Consider the following 18866-nt stretch of genomic DNA (forward strand, 5'->3'; position numbering starts at 1 on the left):
GGGTTGCCTTACTTAAAAAAAGTATGAGCCGCCATTCTCTGACTAGTGACCAATTATGTCAATGGTCACAACTTAAGGTTTCAGGCTCCTGAGCACCACTGCTGTCAGCAGTGCGGCATCAGCTTCTGCGGTATCAAGGTAGATCTGTAACTGAATCGGATCGGCGAGGGGTCTTAGCACCAGATAAACAGCGGCAGCCGTTTCATCGAGCGGTGTTGTCTGCTCAAACTCACCGGCACTCCGTCCTTCCTGCAAAATATCGACCACGATTTTGCGCAATCCGGCCTCATAATCAACCGCCGCAGCCCAGCGGTCACGGGATGAGACGGCGGCGATGTCATACAAACGCCTTTCGCGGAAAAACAGCTCAGTGCCGCCCAGCGCAATCACCTGAAAAAGGGTGCGAATTTTCTCTGTGGCGGAGGATGAATCCGCCAGCGCGGCCTCCAGACGGCGGGCAATCTCCGTAAGGCAATTAGTGCAGATCACTTCTCCGATTTCCTGTTTGGAACCGAAAAATTTGTAGATATATGCCTTTGAGAATCCGATGGATCGGGCGAGATCGGAAACAGTCGTTTTTTCAAAGCCATAATGGCTGAAGTACTCCATTGCGGCATCCAAAATCTGATCACGGATAGTGTGATCAGACGGTCCTCGCGTTGTGGTGGACATTTTTTTATCGGTCATTTTCAGCCTGGAAGTTGGTTAATTACACAGATAGCTTGTGACCCTATTATATTTTGGTCACAAGTAAAAATCGTTAAAGTGTTTTTTATTTTCTTTATCGCTGAGAAGTGGTGATGAGGTGACAGGGAAATAAAACAGAAATACGTCGGGGATGTTTCTCAAAATCAGGGGCGCATTCACTATCATTGGGGCGCACCGCGCCCCGGTTTAACAGTCAATACGCGCCAGACAAGCCTCGCTATGAAGATTACTTACCCTCAAAAAAGTCTGAAGGAAGTTGTCCAGGCGGCATATTGATCACCTGGTCATTATCCGGACCTTCATTTTTCATGTAGGTCACTTTGGCAAACTTTATCTGCTCCGCTACCCGTACTGAAGCGGGTGTGAAGCTTGATTTTTTATCGCGTTGCTTAACGTCTGACGACTTTAGGGTTTGGCTGTAATTTAGCTGTTCACTGTCGCCTCAGGCCTGATGCGTACGGATGGCCTGAATAAGATGATGCCGGTGTCCGCTCCTCGCTTATAGCAAGTCCGATGACGGCTCTAGGTTTGTTTTCGTGTCAAAACGCACAGGGCTGACAGCATGGTATATTACCTGCTCCACCGATACGTCGCATTGCCGACGTTGAATTGATTCTGCTGTGAGGATCCCGATATGACCACTTTTTATCAACTTTCGGCCACCAGTCTCGATGGTCAGCCTGTCTCTATGGCTGACTACGCTGGCAAGCTGGTTCTGGTGGTTAATACCGCCAGCCATTGTGGTTTCACACCACAGTACGCAGGCCTTGAAACTCTCTACAAGAAATACGCGACCCGAGGTTTGATCGTACTGGGTTTCCCCTGCAACCAGTTCGGTAAACAGGAACCCGGCGGCGCCGATGAAATCGCGCAAACTTGCCACATCAACTACGGTGTGAGCTTTCCGATGTTCGGGAAAGTGGAGGTTAACGGCGAAGCAGCGCACCCGGTGTTCCGTTACCTTAAGGATGAATTGCCCGGCGCTCTGGGCGGGAGGATCAAATGGAACTTCACTAAGTTTCTGATCGGACGCGACGGCAAACCCCTTAAGCGTTTTGCACCGATCACGACCCCGGAGAAAATGGAAGCGACAATCCTTGCTGCACTTTAAGCAATTTTTGGTTTCGGACTTCTCTTCACAAAATCTAATCGGGGGCAATTCACTCCTGTGTACAACTTCCACCTAGTCTTGAAGCCCTGTTGTTCTTCATGATTTTGCCTTCAATAAAATCAGAATATCATTGCGCCGAAGCTTTATTGGCTACAAAACGCCAGCGGATATAATCATAAGTCCAGTTAAAGACTAACGTATAAGGAAGGAAGACAAATATTAGCCCTATTTCGACCATGAAAGCCTTAGCTAATGACAAATCGAGTAAAAACATGGCGACTGGCGTCAGAGAAAGTACCAGTACAATTTCAAAAATCACGGCATGCAGAATTCTTACTGTAAAATTCCGTTCGAATGCAAAACGCCTTTGAATTGCGTCAAAAATCTTATTGAAGATATAGTTCCAGATTGTTGCGGTAATCGCGGAGATAACAGAAAGTTTACCAGACTGTAATAAGGACACTTTCAGTACAGTAGAAATAAAAATGGCGATAACGACATTCCCAAGCAATTCGAAAAGCACCGCATGGAAAATCCTCTCGGTTGTGCTTTTATTCAACTCCACTTTCATCTTACCTGACTCCCGTTTACCGCAAATGACCTGACGTTAAACGTTGTAACCTAAACCAATACAAAACACAGCCTTAATCTATGCGATCATTAGTCCATTATCGCTGAACCAGATTTGACGCCCCTTATTGTTACTTAATTGTTATTGTTGTGTCACGACAGAGACGCTGGGTTTTCCTGTTTCGATTTCGGTCGAATTCATTTTTTTACGCGTATGAATTTCCTCAATAATTTTGGCGAAGCGTTCTTCATTAAGTTTATAAAACACGCCCATAATCACAGCCGCCATCACAGCCAGTACGCAGGGCCAGATAAAAATAAGCTGCCGTAAGCCGAGTAATGTCGCACTACTTTGCACCACGTTAGGAATATAACCAATTTGCGTCAGCATAATTCCTGGCAGAAAACCCGCCAGCGCCGCAGAGATTTTGCGCGAAAAGGTGTAACCGGTATACACCGAGCCTTCCGCGCGGATGCCGGTTTTCCATTCGCCGTAATCCACAGTATCCGGCACCAGCGCCCAGTTCAGGCTGTTGACAAAGGCGGTGCCAAAGAACGCCATGCAGGAAAACAGCACAAAACTTAACGAGCTGTTTCCCCAGAGAAAATTGAAAATATCGCCGGTCGCCCACAACAGTAATCCGCCCAGATATACCTGCTTTTTGCCAAAACGTTTCACGCAACCGGGCACCATAAAGACGCCGAGCAGAATACAGCCCATGCTGAAAAATCCCATCCACGACAGCAGATGAATATCATTGAGGACGTACTGCGTGTAATACACCTGGATCGCCAGTTTGATATTAAACGCCGCCAGCGTACACAGGTTGGCGAGACACAGTACCAGCAACGGCGGATTGCGAAATATGGCGCGAAACGATCGCAGAATGCCGGATTTATGCCCCGCTGGCGTGAGTTCAACGTAACGTTCCCGGACGCCGCGATAACACCAGCCCATGCACAGAATGCCGCAGGTGGCGAAAATCAGCGCAGCGGAGAAATATCCCACCGCGGGAGAGTGACCCAATAACGCCTGCACCGGCATAAATCCGACGGTACACAGCAGTAACCCGAGCGTGGCACCGCCCTGACGCCAGGCCGCAAGTTGTGCCCTTTCATGCGGATTTTTGGTGATGGCGGGCACCATCGCGCCGTACGAACAGTTCATCAGGCTGTAGAACAGGCCGAACAGCATAAACAGTACAGTGGCGAGCGCCGTTTTCACCGGCAGGCCAAAATCATTCGCCATAAACTGTGCGGTCGCCACCAGTCCCACCGGCACCGAGGCATACAGAATAAACGGCCTGAATTTGCCCCGCGCGCCGATATGGCGGCGGGAATCGAGCAATACGCCGGTCAGCATGTCGGTAAAGGCGGTGAAAAACTTCGCCACCAGAAAGATGATGCCGCCATAAAACGCCGGCATGCCCAGTTCATCGGTATAAAACTTCAGCAGATAAAGTGTCCCGATGCACAGCATCAGGTTCGAGCCAAAATCGCCCATTCCATAGGCGCACTTCTCACGCAGGGTCAGCGGATCAGGGTGATGTAAATCCTTCATAGTCGATCCTCACAGCGCCCCGCAGGGCGCTGACACAGTGAATGCCTTATGCCGTCTGCCTGCGCTGCTCGATTTCCGCCACGATGCGCACGTACATTTTCTCGTTGAGGTTATAAAAACAGCCCATCGCCACGATAGTGATCGCTGCCAGCGCGCAGGGATAAATGAAGATCAGCTGACGCAACCCTTCCTGCGTAGCCGCCGACTGCACCACGTTAGGCACATAGCCGATTTGCGTCAGCATCAGACCAGGGAAAAACCCCGCCAGCGCCTGCGAGACTTTACGAAAGAAGGTGAAACCGGTGTAGACGGTACCTTCGGAACGCACGCCGGTGCGCCATTCACCGTATTCCACCGTATCGGACACCAGCGCCCAGTTCAGGCTGTTGACGAAGGCCGAACCGAAGAACGCCAGACAAGAGAACGCGACAAAGCTGACCGATCCGCTGCCGTAGAAGTAGTTGAGAATGTCGCCGACAATCCACAGCGCCAGACCGCCGATATAGACTTTTTTCTTGCCGAAGCGGCGCACGGCGGCGGGCATCAGGAACACGCCGATGAAAATGCAGCCCATGCTGAAAAAGCCCATGTACGAAAGCAAAATGGGATCGTTAAGTACGTACTGGGTGTAATACACCTGGATCGCCAGTTTGACGTTGAACGCGCCGAGCGTGCAGAGGTTCGCGATGCACAGGATGAACAGCGGACGGTTACCGGCGATCGCACGAAACGACTGCAACAATCCCGGCTTTTGCGCAGGATCCTGCGGCTGCGCTTCGACATAACGCTCTTTCACACCGGCATAACACAGCCACATAAACAACAAGCCCACCAGTGAGAACAGCGTCGCGGCAAAAATATAACTGCGCTGCGAACTGCCTTCGAGCAGATTCATCACCGGCACAAACCCAACGGTACACAACAACAGCCCCAGCGTGGCACCGCCCTGTCGCCACGCCGCGAGTGAGGCGCGTTCGTCGGGATTTTTAGTAATGGCGGGCACCATCGCGCCATACGAGCAATTCATCATGCTGAAAAATAATCCGTACAGCATGAAGAGCAGCGTCGCCACCACGGTCTTACCGGTAATCTCCAGCGGCGTGCCGACGAAATTGGCGACAGCCAGCAACGTCACCGGAAATGCAGCGTATAACACGAAGGGGCGAAACTTCCCTTTCGGCCCGATTTTGCGGCGCGAATCCAGCATGATGCCGGTGCCCATATCGGTAAACGCGGTAAAGAATTTGGCGATCAAAAAGATAATGCCGCCGTAAGTTCCCGGCAGACCGAGTACGTCAGTGTAGAATTTCAGCAGATACAGCGTGCCGATATCGAGCAGGATATTGGAGCCTAAATCCCCCATGCCATAGGCCAATTTTTCCCTGAAAGGCAGCCGCAGGGTCGCAGGGTTTTCCGGTGTTGTCTGACTCATTATTATTCTCCTTCACCTGCCGGAGCGATGTCCTGAACCCCGGCGGGTGAGCTTTATCAGAGGTAACGTAATTCGCCGAACAGCGCTGCCCACTCGCTGTCTGCACGATAAAAGACCGGCGGTTTACCCAGCGGCGCTGCCACTGTGATATCGCCGCCTTGATGGGTTTCACCGGTCCAGGCGTTGGTCCAGGTATCCTGCGGCAGATACAGCGACCACTCGCTGCGCCCTTCTTCATGCACCGGTGCCACCAGCAGATCGCGGCCAAACAGGTACTGGTATTTCAGCGTGTAGGTACGGGTATCGTCTTCATAATGCAGGAACAGCGGCCGCATCACCGGCAACCCGCTCTGGCTGTTATGCTTCACGGCCTGTCTGATGTAAGGCTTGAGATGGGTGAATACGCCGGTCATACGGGCGAAATGCGCGATGGTTTCCGCATCGCCGTCAAACTGCCAGTTATCGCCCGGACGGTTGCCTTCGTGGGTGCGCATCATCGGCGTGAAGGCGCTGAAATCGCACCAGCGCAGCAGCAGTTCTTTGCTGCGTTTCATGTCGAACAGCGTGGTGTAACCGCCGATGTCGCTGTGATGCAGACCGTGGCCGCTCATTGCCAGCGATAATGCCGCCGGGATCACCGAGGCCAGCCCGTCGTCCAGGCTCCAGTCAACGTTCTGATCGCCCGCCCACATCATGGTCGAATATTTCTGGCTGCCGGTGTAACCGGCGCGCATAAAGAACAGCACCTCGCCGAGCTTGCCGGTTTCCTGCAAGGCTTCGTAGTTGCACTTCGCCCACAGCGCGGGCCAGGCGTTATGCATAATTTCCGCGCTGACGCCGTTATGCAGAAAAGTATCGGTTGGCAGATATTCGCCAAAATCCGCCATCCAGCCGCCGCAGCCCAGTTCAATCAGGTTCTTCTTGATGACGTTTTTAAACCACTCATAGGCCGCGGGATGGGTCAGATCGACCACGCCTGCATAGAATTCGCCGAACTCAACGTGGTAATCCGCACCGCTGGCGTCTTTGGTCAGATAGCCGTGTTTGGATGCCTCTGCGCATAAGTCACGATCGCTGGCGACATACGGATTGATGTAAGAAAGAAACTGCACGCCCTCTTCTTTCCACTGCGCGATACGTTCGTCGAGTTGCGGATACAGCTCGCGGTTCCACTTCCAGTTCCACATCACGCGCTTGCCGAACGAGGTCATACGAATACCTGACCAGTCCTGCGCCCAGATGCCATTGACCTTCACACCGCCCTGGCGCATCACGTCGAGTTTTTGCTGGCAGATTTCCGTGCCGCCCTGAACGCCCAGCGTCACGCCGTTGTATACCCAGTCCGGCAATTCCGGCTGGCGACCTAACAAGGCGGTGAGTTTTTCCAGCAGGCTGATATAGCTGTCGGCGCATTCAAAACGCAGCGTGGCGTTATCTTCCCAGAAGGCCAGTTCGTGATAGTCCGGCGCACTGAAATCGAAATTCCTATAGCCGCTGTTTTCAACGTGGCAGTAAAACTTCTGCGTGCTGACAAAGGTTGGCTGCGGGAAGAACGTCCAGTAATAGTCGCCGCCTGCGTTCTCTTTGCAGTCGGCCTGCCAGGTGACATAGGTTTGTTTGTTACGCCCGACGCCCTGCTCGCTGGTCCACAACGGGAAGGGTTTTCCGCGCAAATCAAAGTAAGAAAACTGTTCACCGCAGCCATAAATATGATCTTGCGGTTCTGCCGCCAGTCGCAGCCAGATGCGGTTATGCGCGCGGTCGTCGTTTTGCAGGTTAAGCTGTAAACGCCCGCTGTCATCCGTGGTGATCGCAAGCCTCGCGCTGAGCGCATCGCCCCGGCTGAAATGCAGATCCCACCCCGCAGGTTGTGCGGTGATTTTTACATCGGTCAGGGCAACCTTTTCATTCAGGCGATCTTTAATACTGAAATTGCCACGGAACATGTCGATATCCGCCTCGCCAGCGCCAATCCATAAACAGGGCGCTTGCGCGGTATGACGTAAAATCAGGCGCTGCTGATAAATCAGCGAAAATTCATTATTACCGGCGATAAATTCAATCTGAGTATTTTTATTTTGCAGGGTACTCATGATGGTCTCCGTGATTTTTATTTTGCATTGATGTCCAACAGACCGGCGGCAACGGCAGGTGCCAGCCCCGGCGCCAGCGGCAGACGCGGGATCACCAGGCAATGCAGAAGATGATAAATATCCTGTTTACCGTCCCAGACTTTCGTGGTCACTTTGTTGTCGGTATCCAGCTCCTGCCACCACGAGCCATTTTCGAAGTCCATCAGGTATTTCACGCAGTATTCCCACCAGGTCTGATACCAGGTTTCGTATTGCGCTTCGCCGGTCAGGCAATGCAACGCATACGCGGTACCCATCGCCTCCACAATGGGCCAGCGCACGCGTTCGCGCACGATAGGCTGCCCGTCCCAGTCAACGGAATAAACAAAACCGTCTGCGCCGTCCGGTGCCCAGGCATCGCGGATCGTGGCGTGGAACAGCCCTTTGGCATCTTCCAGCAACCAGTCCGGTGGCGTTTCAAAACGAGCCTCGAGCGCGGCGTGAAGGTGTAGCATCAGGCGCCCCCATTCGATCCAGTGCCCCGGCGTGCCGCCGTAAGCGCGGAAACGGTGCGCAGGATTGTCTTTGTTGTAATCGCGGATCGGCTTCCACTGCGTATCAAAATGCTCATTTACGCGATACTCGCCGCGACGGGCGACGTCATGAATAATCACCGAGGCAATTCTCAGTGCGCGATCCAGCCATTTGCGCTCATGCGTGACGTCGTAAACAATCAGGAAAGCTTCAACCGCGTGCATATTGGCGTTACCGCCGCGATAGGCTTCGGTTTCGGTGAAGGCCTCATCCCACGACTCGAGACACATCTGCTCGTCTTCACTCCAGAAGTACTTTTCGATCACGCCGATGGCCTGATCGAGTAATTTTCTGGCCTCAGGATGGCCGGTGGTGACGGCGCTGGCCGCGCCAAGCAGAACAAAAAAATGCTGATAGCCCTGTTTTGAAGCATCCACTACGCCTTCATCATTCACGCAGGCGTACCAGCCACCGTGCTGTTTATCCGCCAGCGCGCCATTAAGCGAACGGATACCGTGATCGACCAGCGAATACGCGCCGGGACGCCCCATACCTGCGGCAACGGAATAGACGTGCAGCATGCGGGCGGTGATCCACAAATGCGTGCCCATATCCGGCCGCACTTGCCCGTTATTGCCCAGCCAGCCGAAGCCGGTGGGCACGGCGGCATTTTTGCCAAAATCGAAAATCCGGTCGGTTTCCTGCTCAAGCCAGCGATGGTGGCTTATCGTGTTAAACCATTTCATTTTCAACTCCTTTCGTTAGCGGCGACGCGCCATCATCTCGTCCACAATGTCGCCCAGACGCTGCAATTTAGGCGCGGAAATATCCCTGAGCATGAGTTCGGTATCAGGTAAACCGACCACGGATGACCAGACCGCACGGCCTGCGAGAAAACCGGATGCGCCCGCCGTCATGGCGACACTGACCGCACGCGGGAAGAGTTTTTCATCGACGCCGGAGGAGAGGATCACCCACGGCATATGAATATGTTCATTGAGGTGTTGCGAGGCGCGCAGCAGTTCAGCCTGCGTGCCGCGCCCGCTGAGGGGCATTTCGACTTTATAAAGGTCAGCGCCACTGTCACCGAGTTCTTTCGCGGCATCGATAATCGCCTGTTCGCGGTCAAATTTATCGCCACGACGCGGCGGCCTGACCACCGGCTCGATAATGCTCAGCAATCCGTGCGCATGGCAGCGCTGATTGAATTCTTTCACCCTCTCAAGACGCTGCTGCGGGTCTTCATCGCTGCGCCACAACACCAGCAGTTTCAGCGCCTTGCCACCGTTTTCCCTGACCTGCTGCGGATCCACATTTTTGTCGATCACCACGCTGTCGACCGGAATGCCATTGCCCGGAATAAATTCGTCTGCCGCGACAATCATCGCGCAGTTTTTTGCAATGGCCTGCTGCTCAACAATCTGGCGGTAACAGAACTGCTGATCGACCAGAATCGCTGAGGCGTACGGCGATAAAATCCGTGCGGCGTTGACTTTAAAATCAGTAAGAACCTGATCGGCGACCGGCGCTTTCGCACCCGCGGCCACGAACATTAAGCGCATCGCTTCCCGCTGATCGACCGCCAGCATGGCGAATCCGCCGGAAGGACGGGTGATATCGTTAAGGCTGTAGTGAGTCATTTAACTTTCCTTGGTTAATGCGTTACGGATGTGTTTTCTGAGTCAGACCGGCGCTGGTGCGCACCTGCTCAAGAATGGCGGTCCAGTCCTGACGTCCGCGCCCGGCGGCACGCGCCTGGTTGTAGACTTCGCGGGAAGCCGCACCGAGCGGCATCGGCACATGTAGCTGATTGGCGACATCCAGCGCGATACCGAGATCTTTATGGGCCAGATCAATCATGAAGGCCGGCGACAGATCGCCCTTCAGCACTTTGTTCGGCCATGAGGTGGTGAAGTGGCCTTTTCCGGCAGGCGTTCCGCTCATGACCTGCAACGCCACATCGAAAGAGAGATCCAGTGCTTCGCACAGCACGGCGGCTTCGGCGGAGAGCGCATTCAGGGCGATACTCATGTAGTTGTTGATCAGCTTGACGCGGATGCCTTTGCCCGACCCGCCCGCATTAATCAGTTCAGACCCCATCGCCATCAGCACCGGCGTCGCCCGCTCAACCTGTTCCTGCGTACCACCCGCCAGCAGCAGTAAAGTCCCCGCTACGGCGTGATCCGAGGTTCTGCCGACCGGCACGTCCATCAGGCTGAAACCTTTTTCGTGCATCTGCGCGATCAGCTTGTCAGTTTGCAACGGGTGAATGGTCGACATGTCGATAACCAGCGCCGACGGGCTCAGGGTTTCGCAGATACCGTCGCGGCCAAATAACACATCGCGCACCAGATCGCCGTTAGGCAGCATGGTGATGACAAATTCTGCTCCCTCCGCTGCCTCTGCCGCGCTTTTAGCGCCCGTTGCTCCCTGCTGCACCAGTGCTGCCACAGCCTGCAGATTAAGATCGAACACCGCTAACCGGTGTCCCTGTTTAATCAGGTTGGTCGCCATCGGAGCGCCCATTTGCCCCAGACCAATAAATGCCACATTTGCCATGCGTCTCTCCTTTGTGCTGATCAGCCATGTCACTTTTTGATAATCAGTGCTGTCTTTGTTTGTCGTTTTTTGATCGTATTTGTAATTTCAGGTCAAAAAATTGACAGCCATCACTTTTTTAACAATTCGCTTAATTAAAATAACCTCATCAAAACACGCTTAAGGAACAGCCATGATTCGCATTGCCTGTGTCGGGATCACCGTGATGGACCGGATCTATTACGTGAATGAATTACCTGCAGAAGGAGGGAAATATGTCGCTGAAAAATATCATGAAGTGGGTGGCGGCCCGGCAGCCACTGCCGCAGTGGCTGCGGCAAAACTGGGCGCAGAGGTGGACTTTATTGGCCGCGTGGGCGATGACGATACCGGCAACCGGCTGCTCGCGGAGCTGGAATGCGTGGGGGTAAATACCCGCTACGTCCGTCGCATTGAGCAGGCACGTTCGTCGCAATCTGCCATTCTGGTGGATCAACACGGTGAGCGGATCATTATCAATTATCCCAGCCCGGATTTACCCGTTTCCGCCACGTGGTTACAGGCCATCGACTTTTCGCAGTGGGATGTGGTGCTGGCGGACGTTCGCTGGCACGACGGTGCGAAACAGGCGTTCACACTGGCGCGCCAGGCGGGTGTGATCACCGTGCTGGATGCCGATGTAACGCCGCAGGATATCGCCGACCTGGTGGCGTTAAGCGATCACAGCGCATTCTCTGCCCCCGGTTTGCAGCGGCTGACCGGAAACGCCGACGCCGGTGCTGCGTTAGTTAACGCACAAACGCTCACAAAGGGTCATGTGTATGTCACGCAAGGCGGTCAAGGTTGTCTGTGGCTGGAAAATGGCAGTCTGCATCATCAGCCCGGTTTTGCCGTCAGCGTGGTGGACACGACCGGCGCGGGGGATGTTTTTCACGGCGCGCTGGCCGTCAGTCTGGCGCAGGGTGCGGATTGTGCGGAAGCCGTGCGTTTTGCCAGTGGTGTGGCCGCCCTGAAATGCACAAAGCCAGGTGGCCGTGCCGGAATTCCCGACTGTGATCAGATACGGTCTTTTTTGTCACTTTCTGTATAGAATACGACTCAGACGCTCATTTTGGAGGTATGCCCATGAGTCTTACGGAACTGACAGGGAATCCGCGCCACGATCAGCTGCTCGGGCTGATTGGTGAAAACGGGTATATGAACATTGAAGAACTGGCGGCCTTACTTGATGTCTCGACGCAAACCGTACGCCGGGATATACGCAAGCTCAGTGAACAGGGACTGGTATCGCGTCATCACGGCGGCGCGGGTCGGGCCTCCAGCGTAGTCAATACCGCCTTTGAGCAGCGGGAAATGTCGTGGACAGAAGAAAAAAAAGCGATTGCGCAGGCGATCGCCGATTACATTCCCGACGGTTCGACGGTGTTTATTACCATTGGTACCACGGTTGAACAGGTGGCACATGCCCTGCTCAATCATAACCATCTGCGCATTATCACAAACTGCCTGCGTGTCGCCCATATTCTGTATAAGAATCCGCGATTTGAGGTAATGGTACCGGGCGGAACGCTGCGTCCTCACAACGGCGGAATTATCGGACCTTCGGCGACGGCCTTTGTGGCGGGATTCCGCGCAGACTATCTGGTCACCAGCGTCGGCGCGATAGAAAACGATGGGGCTTTAATGGAGTTTGATGTCAATGAGGCCAGCGTGGCGAAAACCATGATGGCGCACTCACGAAATATCCTTCTGGCTGCGGACCATACCAAATATCATGCTTCCGCCGCCGTTGAAATCGGCAATGTCTCTCAGGTGACGGCATTATTTACGGATGAACTGCCTGCGGCGGGTCTGCACAAGATACTGAAAAACAACCAGGTCGAAATTGTTAAAGCCAGCCCGTCGGATTAACGGGCATAATCCCCTTCTCGCCAATTTTTATAAGAAATGAGTCTGCAGATGACAAATAAGGATGTTTTTTCAAACAAATTCAATATTCAGCCTGAGGGCGATATTGTTTGCCATGTTACAGATGAGTACGGGGACATCATCGTCGCGGACACTGAAGAGCACCGGATACTGCGTTTTGAAGGGATTAATGAGCAGAGCAAAATGCTCAAAAAAGACGTTAACTTACCTGTTCATCATTATTCCAAAGCCATGTTGATGGCGACCGCGTTCACTTCCGGGCGGACTGCGCTTCTGCTCGGACTTGGCGGAGGCGCATTACTGCGCGCGCTTCATACTCAGGATGATCAGCGGGTTATGGATGTGGTTGAGCTGAGAGCGGGTGTGTTATCCGTCGCGCAGGAATGGTTTACGTTGCCCGGGTCGGACAAAATCTCTTATTACATTGAAGACGCAGAACATTATTTGCGCAGAGAGCATACGCATCAGTACGATCTGATTTTCTCAGATCTGTACTCAGCCTTTTCGATGGAGCCACGTCAGGGTACAGAAGCTTTTCTGAGATTGTGCCTGGAAAAATTGAGTGATCAGGGCTGGCTGGTGCTGAATTATTACGAGGTGCCACGAGCCGGAAGCGCATTATCTTGCGCACTGCGCGAGGTATTTGGTGAGGTACTTTATTGCCGGGTGCCGAGTGGGAATGTCGTCATTTATGCAGCCAGAAAACCACATCTGCAGACGATAAGTGAATTAAGAGAGCAGGCCCAATTGTTGCTTTCTCGTCTGAACATCGGCAACGAGATGGGTGATCTGTCAAAAAATATTGTCCCGCTGTACCCGTAGCCGCCTCTCAGGCGTGCCCCTGACCTCTGACATATATGCCAGCGGCAGGGGCATTCCGGTCATAAATCTTTAAACGACCCCAGCCGGAATCCGCGTTGCGTAATGGCGGATTTCAGCGTTTCTGACGTCAGCACATCCAGTTCTGCCAGGCGCGGATAACAATATTTACTCGCCAGAATGGTGTTATCAATAAACGATGGGTGCGTCATGATCTCAACAGAGCGGTCGCCACGCTGTATCGCATTGTCCAGTGTTTGCAGAAACAGCGCCTCTGAAATGGCATCGCCGTAGAACGTGCTGTCGAAACCGTCGGTACTTTTCGCGCCACACAGAGCAATTTCCTCCTTGCGGACTTCGTCGCGGTCAATACGCACCGGAATGCCCTTTTCTTTCGCAAAAGCTTCCACTATCGGGAAAATTTCCGCGAACATATGTACGTGGTGATGACTGTCGATATGTGTCGGCATTTTGCCAAACAGCTCGATAAAACGGCCAAACTGGCACTCCAGCTCACGGGCGATTTCATCCAGCGGCAGGGTTCCGGCCTCGGCCATTTCCCAGATCCATTTGCCCAGTTCGCCTTCACGGGTCAGGTTTAGCATGGGCGAAAGCGGACGGCCTAACGTCAGAACAAAATGCATCCCGACGCTCAGTTGCGGGCTGGCCTTGCTGAGAACAGCGGCGTGTTCGATGCCCGGCGCATTCATCATCGCCGTGGTAGACCGCACCACGCCGTGATTAAACGCCTCAATGATCCCGTAATTTTGCGCTTTGCAAAGCCCGAAGTCGTCCGCGTTCACAATCAGTAATTTATCCATAAACACCCCTTCCGGAGAGCCTTCCCTTGCGGGAAGGCGATGGGTTATTTTAACGCGGCAATGGTTTTTGCAAAATTCGGCAGCAGTTTTTCATGTGCCAGCAACATTTCGCGTGCCAGTATTTCGGCATCTTTATCGGAATGGATCAGCGGGCTGAGGTTCATCGCCAGCAGCACATCGTTCAGCTCGCCGCTGATGGCGGCATTGCTTGCAGCAATCTCAAAACCTTTGATGGTATAGATAAGCCCCAGCACTTTTTCGTCGAAGTGCGTGATGCGCGGATGAGGTTTTGCGCCGTCACGCCCGATGGTGCAGGTCATTTCCACCGCCCAGTCCGCCGGAATATTATCAATATGCCCGTTGTGCGGGAAATTGACGTACTGTTCGGTTTGCTTGTCGTTATAAATCGCGCTGATCACTTCACACGCCGCATCGGAATAATAAGCGCCGCCGCGAAGTTCCAGCTCTTTTGGCTTCACGTTCAGATCAGGATTTTTGTACAAATCAAACAGCTGCTTCTCGACTTTTTGCACCACAGTGGCACGCGCGCCGCCTTTATAGAACTCACCCATTTCAATCGCCAGCATCTCTTTCTGCTTGAAGTAGTACAACAGGTAAGAACACGGCAGCAGATTCAGAGAGCGGATCAGGCCTTCGCTGAACGGCAGGTCGAAAATGTTTTTCACCGAACCGGCGGTCAGTGTGCCGGAAGCCACACCGTCGAGCAGTTCGGCAAAGCGTGATTCGCCGTTCACAATGACATCTTTGATGAATACCATGTGGTTCAGGCCAAAGAGGTCAATGGACAAGTCATCCTGCGGCGTCAGTTTCAGTACATCCTGAATGAACATTTTCATACCGACAGGGATGTTGCACACGCCGATGAATTTTTTGAATTTGGTGTGACGGAATACCGCCTCAGTGACCATACCGGCCGGGTTGGTGAAGTTGATCACCCAGGCGTCCGGGCAGATTTCTTCGACATCTTTAATGATGTCAAAAATCACCGGAATGGTGCGCAGCCCTTTAAACAAGCCACCTGCGCCGTTGGTTTCCTGCCCCAGATAGCCGTGACTCAGCGGAATACGTTCATCAAGTTCACGCGCTTTTAACTGGCCGACGCGCAGTTGCGTGGTGACGAAATCGGCGTCTACCAGTGCTTCGCGGCGGTTCAGCGTTTTATGCATGACAATAGGCACACCGGCACGCTCGACCATACGCTGGCAGAGATTGAAGATAATATCCTGCTTCTCTTTTCCGCCTTCGACATCCACCAGCCATAATTCAGTGATCGGTAATTCGGCGTAGCGTTTAATAAATCCTTCAAGTAATTCCGGGGTATAGCTGCTCCCGCCACCAATAGTGACGACTTTAAGTTTTTTACTCATAGGAACTCCCGTGCAATAATCATGCACTGCAAATTAATACAGAAATATTGTTGAATGAACCGACATTAATTAATGCTGCACAACTTCTTCCGGTAATGGTTCGGTGTAAAAGAAGTCAGCTTCTTAAAGTTTTTAATAAACATACTCGGGCTACTGTAACCGGAATCAAAAGCAATATCCGTGACCGAGTAGTTGGTGATCTCCAGCTGTTTTTTGGCAAAATCAATACGGATTTCATTTATAATCTGCATCGGCGTTTTGCCATAATGTCGCTGCGTCGCGCGCGTCAGGTATTCCTGAGACTTCCCGGAAAGCTCCACCATATTGGATAATGCTTTATCACCGAAGCGCGCTTTATCATGCATTTTCTCAATCGCCGTTTTCAGCCAAACTGGAATATCAGGCATCACTTCTGATTCACGGTGATGACGTAAGCGGTTAACAATATAAAACGTCACCATCTCCAGAAATTCATTGAATTCACCGTTGCGGAAATTCAGTGAAGCAATGACCGACTCAATATAAGCCAGAAATTCCGTTTTTATCTGATAGACCTGCGATGCAACAAATCGGGCAGGTAATAACGATAAATAATGTTGCTCGAAAAAGGCTTTACTGATCCCAACATTTAAAATCCGGGTAGCACCAAATTCATAAAAACTTTGATGGTTAGAACCTAACGGGATGAAAACGAAATCGCCACGTTCTAAAAGTACCCGTTTGCCGTTAACGTGCTGAAAATACCGGCCAGTCAGGACGATGGTGAACTCATAGTAGTCATGCTCGTGCAGCCCGGAGATGCTTTCTACCTTGTTGTAGATAAACATGTGGAAATTCTGACCGTCGAAGAGTTGATTTTCGCGCGCTGTCTTAATTTCCATACTGAGTACCGGTGGCTGCATTATGGTTCCCTACGTTATTTTATTTTCTCATGAAGCTCAATGAGTTCTGCAATCAGTTCGCGGGCGAGCATGGATGTCATCAGGTGATCCTGCGCGTGAACCAGCACCAGGCTGACTTTGGTTTTGCCTTCGCCCTGATCTTCTTCAATCAGTTTGGTCTGTATCAGATGGGCTTCATTGAGCGCCATTCTCGATTGCGCCATCACTGCACGCGCCTGCTCAAAATCGCCTTCTTTAGCTTTTTTCAGTGCTGAATACGCCAGGCTGCGAGCCTGTCCGGAGTTAATGATCAGCCCCATCACCACTTCTTCTAAATCCTGCAGTTCGCTTTCGGTATCAACAATGCTGTCTAAATCCATCATTTTTATCTCTCCGTGATTTGCCGGACAGCGGCAGGAAGCTTGCCCCGCCGCTGTCCGTTCAGATTAAAATTTCAGTGCTGCGGCAATGTCTTCTTCGCTTTCTTCTTCCTCGATTATCGCCTGCGCTTTGTTCGACAGGATAACGAAAGGCATATAAACCAGCGTGGCGATACCGAGGTTGAACAGAGCCACTAACAGGGCGGCGATGCTGCCGTTACTGTTAAAGAAGGCACCCAGACCCGTCGGCATGGTCCATGGCGCAAGGTTCGTCACCGGTGGAATAATCCCCATGCTGTAAGCCGCCAGCGTAATCGCCGCCAGAATCGGCTGAACCAGCACGAACGGGATAAACATCACCGGGTTCATGATAATCGGCAGGCCGAACAGGATAGGTTCGTTAATCTGGAAGATGCCTGACGGCAGCGCAAGCTTCGCGACCTGGCGGTGATCTGCACGGCGTGATGCGATAAAGATGGCGATAATCAGACCCAGCGTCGCTCCGGAACCGCCCAGCAGGATGTAGGAATCCAGCATCGGTTTGGCCCAGAAGTGGAAGGTTTTACCCGCGTCAATCGCTGCGCTGACAGAACCGTACTCGGTATACAACGCAATGTTTTCCAGTGCCCAAGGCGTCATGATGCCGTTGTCCAGTGCAGTCAGCGCCAGTGAACCGTGCACACCGAAGAACCACAGCAGGGAGTTGAAAATCACATACGCCCAGCCGACTACGCTGCCCATCGCCGCCAGAGGTTTGGAAATAGAATCCATAATAATCTGGTGGAAGTTATGACCGTATAATCCCAGCAACCAGGAAATGACCCCGAAGAAGAACAGAATAATAAAGCCCGGAATTAACGCGGAGAATGAACGGGAAACCGACGTCGGAACGCTCGCGGGTAACGTAATGACCCAGTTTCGGCGAATAACAAACGTAAACATTTCGGCGACAACCAGACCGATTATCATACCGGAAATAATATTCGCGCCACCTAACCAGTTTGCCCCGACCGCATAAGCTTCACCCACGCTATAAGGGGTAACCGTCATAAATGCGGCGACAGCTAATAAGCCTGCGGAAAGCGAATCGACTTTTCGTTCTTCTGCTAATGCCATCCCGATAAAGAACGGTGCCATTAGCGACATAATACCTAACGTGCCGTTATAGACATTAATACCAATCGTTTTTAAACCGGCCAGCGTTTCAATGGTTGATGGGTCTAAACGTACGCCCAGAGAATAAAAGAAGGAACCGGCACCGAAGTTCAGAAATACGTTATTAATTAAAACGAACATGGCGCCAGCCAGGGTCAGCGGCATTAATTTGATAAAACCATTTTTGATGGCATTAATATGCGGCTGTTTACCTATTTTGACGGCAAAAGGAAGAAGTATCTTTTCAAGTGAATCAATGGCTTTGCTCATTGGGATTTTCCTTTAATGCCGCCATCCGGCGGCCAGGGTATGAAATTCGCTCTTTGACTGGAGTTCTCTTTGACTTAAAAATTTCAATATAAAGACGTTCAATTTAAAAATAAGGAAAAACGGTAAATCACTGCGCTGCTGCTTTTTTGATCGCAGCAACCGCTGCTTTCAGTACACCTAACCCATCAATTTTGCCGTACAGAGCAGAATCGATCACTTCAACCGGTTTGCCCGGTAATACTTTTTTGATTTCGTCGAGCATGTAGGCAATTTGTGGTCCGAGTAACACCACATCTGCGGCGGCACCTTTTTCGGCAGCCAGTGTTTCTGGGAATGCTTCGATAATGACCGGTACTTCATATTTCTCGGCCTGGATTTTCATTTTAGAAACCAGCAACGAGGTAGACATTCCTGCGGAACAAAACAAATAAATGACTTTCTTTTCCATGATGAAACCCTCATATCCCGAATAAATTACAGCTCCGACAACGGTTCCTGGTAAACCAGTAAGAATGCTTTCAAAGCCAATCGATGAAAATGACCTATTGTCTCTGCCTGAATGGAGTATACGGCATCGCTTAGGCAGGGGATAATTCTCAACTAACCAAAATTGTCTCTCCTTGACCAACGCCTATGACTCCCTTCACGTTTTGGGCAAATAATTCGCGGGGATAAATAAGATTGCGGCGCCCATGAA

At 52.0% G+C, this 18866-nt stretch carries 19 protein-coding genes; 4 read left to right on the plus strand and 15 right to left on the minus strand.

Annotated features, from left to right (window positions below; translation table 11 throughout):
* Positions 1 to 72: 72 nt before the first annotated feature.
* Both ACM615_RS05390 and ACM615_RS05395 read right to left on the minus strand, forming a co-directional pair.
* On the minus strand, positions 73 to 687 hold the full coding sequence (locus ACM615_RS05390; protein WP_113876502.1) for a TetR/AcrR family transcriptional regulator: 615 nt from the start codon (positions 685 to 687) through the stop codon (positions 73 to 75).
* Positions 688 to 934: 247 nt separating this feature from the next.
* Positions 935 to 1027, minus strand: coding sequence for a hypothetical protein (locus tag ACM615_RS05395; protein ID WP_259275003.1), 93 nt, complete (start codon positions 1025 to 1027; stop codon positions 935 to 937).
* 315 nt (positions 1028 to 1342) lie between these two features.
* On the opposite strand from ACM615_RS05395, the gene ACM615_RS05400 reads away from it, so the two are divergent.
* Positions 1343 to 1819 carry a glutathione peroxidase gene (locus tag ACM615_RS05400; RefSeq protein WP_129639536.1) on the plus strand — a complete coding sequence of 159 codons (477 nt, stop codon included), beginning with the start codon at positions 1343 to 1345 and terminating at the stop codon, positions 1817 to 1819.
* A gap of 127 nt (positions 1820 to 1946) precedes the next feature.
* Here the strand turns inward: ACM615_RS05400 and ACM615_RS05405 are convergent, their stop codons facing one another.
* The 7 genes from ACM615_RS05405 to yihU all read right to left on the minus strand — a co-directional run bounded on the left by ACM615_RS05405 (position 1947) and on the right by yihU (position 10547).
* Positions 1947 to 2390 carry a PACE efflux transporter gene (locus tag ACM615_RS05405; RefSeq protein WP_431011581.1) on the minus strand — a complete coding sequence of 148 codons (444 nt, stop codon included), beginning with the start codon at positions 2388 to 2390 and terminating at the stop codon, positions 1947 to 1949.
* A gap of 141 nt (positions 2391 to 2531) precedes the next feature.
* Positions 2532 to 3950, minus strand: coding sequence for an MFS transporter (locus ACM615_RS05410; RefSeq protein ID WP_431011582.1), 1419 nt, complete (start codon positions 3948 to 3950; stop codon positions 2532 to 2534).
* A 46-nt stretch (positions 3951 to 3996) separates the two neighbouring features.
* Positions 3997 to 5382 carry an MFS transporter gene (locus ACM615_RS05415; RefSeq protein WP_129639538.1) on the minus strand — a complete coding sequence of 462 codons (1386 nt, stop codon included), beginning with the start codon at positions 5380 to 5382 and terminating at the stop codon, positions 3997 to 3999.
* A gap of 56 nt (positions 5383 to 5438) precedes the next feature.
* On the minus strand, positions 5439 to 7475 hold the full coding sequence (locus ACM615_RS05420; RefSeq protein WP_431011583.1) for an alpha-glucosidase: 2037 nt from the start codon (positions 7473 to 7475) through the stop codon (positions 5439 to 5441).
* A 17-nt stretch (positions 7476 to 7492) separates the two neighbouring features.
* Positions 7493 to 8734 (minus strand): sulfoquinovose isomerase, encoded by a 1242-nt coding sequence (gene yihS, locus ACM615_RS05425; protein WP_129639540.1) that lies wholly within the window; start codon positions 8732 to 8734, stop codon positions 7493 to 7495.
* A 15-nt stretch (positions 8735 to 8749) separates the two neighbouring features.
* Positions 8750 to 9628, minus strand: a complete 879-nt coding sequence (gene yihT / locus ACM615_RS05430; RefSeq protein WP_129639541.1) for a sulfofructosephosphate aldolase — start codon at positions 9626 to 9628, stop codon at positions 8750 to 8752.
* A gap of 22 nt (positions 9629 to 9650) precedes the next feature.
* Positions 9651 to 10547 carry a sulfolactaldehyde 3-reductase gene (yihU, locus tag ACM615_RS05435; RefSeq protein WP_431011584.1) on the minus strand — a complete coding sequence of 299 codons (897 nt, stop codon included), beginning with the start codon at positions 10545 to 10547 and terminating at the stop codon, positions 9651 to 9653.
* A gap of 172 nt (positions 10548 to 10719) precedes the next feature.
* Here yihU and ACM615_RS05440 point away from each other — a divergent pair, with 172 nt between their 5' ends.
* Genes ACM615_RS05440 through ACM615_RS05450 form a run of 3 tightly spaced genes read left to right on the plus strand, consistent with a single transcriptional unit; the run spans position 10720 to position 13277 of the window.
* Positions 10720 to 11616 (plus strand): sugar kinase, encoded by an 897-nt coding sequence (locus ACM615_RS05440; protein ID WP_431011585.1) that lies wholly within the window; start codon positions 10720 to 10722, stop codon positions 11614 to 11616.
* A gap of 35 nt (positions 11617 to 11651) precedes the next feature.
* Positions 11652 to 12437 carry a DeoR/GlpR family DNA-binding transcription regulator gene (locus ACM615_RS05445; RefSeq protein WP_129639543.1) on the plus strand — a complete coding sequence of 262 codons (786 nt, stop codon included), beginning with the start codon at positions 11652 to 11654 and terminating at the stop codon, positions 12435 to 12437.
* Positions 12438 to 12485: 48 nt separating this feature from the next.
* Entirely contained in the window at positions 12486 to 13277 is a 792-nt protein-coding gene (locus ACM615_RS05450) for a spermidine synthase (RefSeq protein ID WP_431011586.1), read from the plus strand.
* 59 nt (positions 13278 to 13336) lie between these two features.
* On the opposite strand, the gene chbG is transcribed toward ACM615_RS05450, so the two are convergent.
* The 6 genes from chbG to ACM615_RS05480 form a co-directional block, all read right to left on the minus strand.
* A complete protein-coding gene (chbG, locus tag ACM615_RS05455) occupies positions 13337 to 14095 on the minus strand; it encodes a chitin disaccharide deacetylase (protein WP_431011587.1) in 759 nt (252 codons plus the stop codon).
* A 44-nt stretch (positions 14096 to 14139) separates the two neighbouring features.
* On the minus strand, positions 14140 to 15483 hold the full coding sequence (locus ACM615_RS05460; protein WP_113876515.1) for a 6-phospho-beta-glucosidase: 1344 nt from the start codon (positions 15481 to 15483) through the stop codon (positions 14140 to 14142).
* Positions 15484 to 15548: 65 nt separating this feature from the next.
* A complete protein-coding gene (chbR, locus tag ACM615_RS05465) occupies positions 15549 to 16385 on the minus strand; it encodes a transcriptional regulator ChbR (RefSeq protein ID WP_129639546.1) in 837 nt (278 codons plus the stop codon).
* Positions 16386 to 16399: 14 nt separating this feature from the next.
* Complete coding sequence (chbA, locus tag ACM615_RS05470; RefSeq protein WP_113876517.1) at positions 16400 to 16747, minus strand: PTS N,N'-diacetylchitobiose transporter subunit IIA; 348 nt, start codon at positions 16745 to 16747, stop codon at positions 16400 to 16402.
* A gap of 63 nt (positions 16748 to 16810) precedes the next feature.
* Positions 16811 to 18169: a PTS N,N'-diacetylchitobiose transporter subunit IIC gene (gene chbC / locus ACM615_RS05475; RefSeq protein WP_112289611.1), complete on the minus strand. Its 1359-nt coding sequence runs from the start codon at positions 18167 to 18169 to the stop codon at positions 16811 to 16813.
* Positions 18170 to 18296: 127 nt separating this feature from the next.
* Positions 18297 to 18620, minus strand: coding sequence for a PTS sugar transporter subunit IIB (locus ACM615_RS05480; RefSeq protein ID WP_255563976.1), 324 nt, complete (start codon positions 18618 to 18620; stop codon positions 18297 to 18299).
* Positions 18621 to 18866 lie beyond the last annotated feature (246 nt).

Source organism: Rahnella sp. PAMC25617, assembly GCF_050606005.1.
GTDB lineage: Bacteria > Pseudomonadota > Gammaproteobacteria > Enterobacterales > Enterobacteriaceae > Rahnella > Rahnella variigena.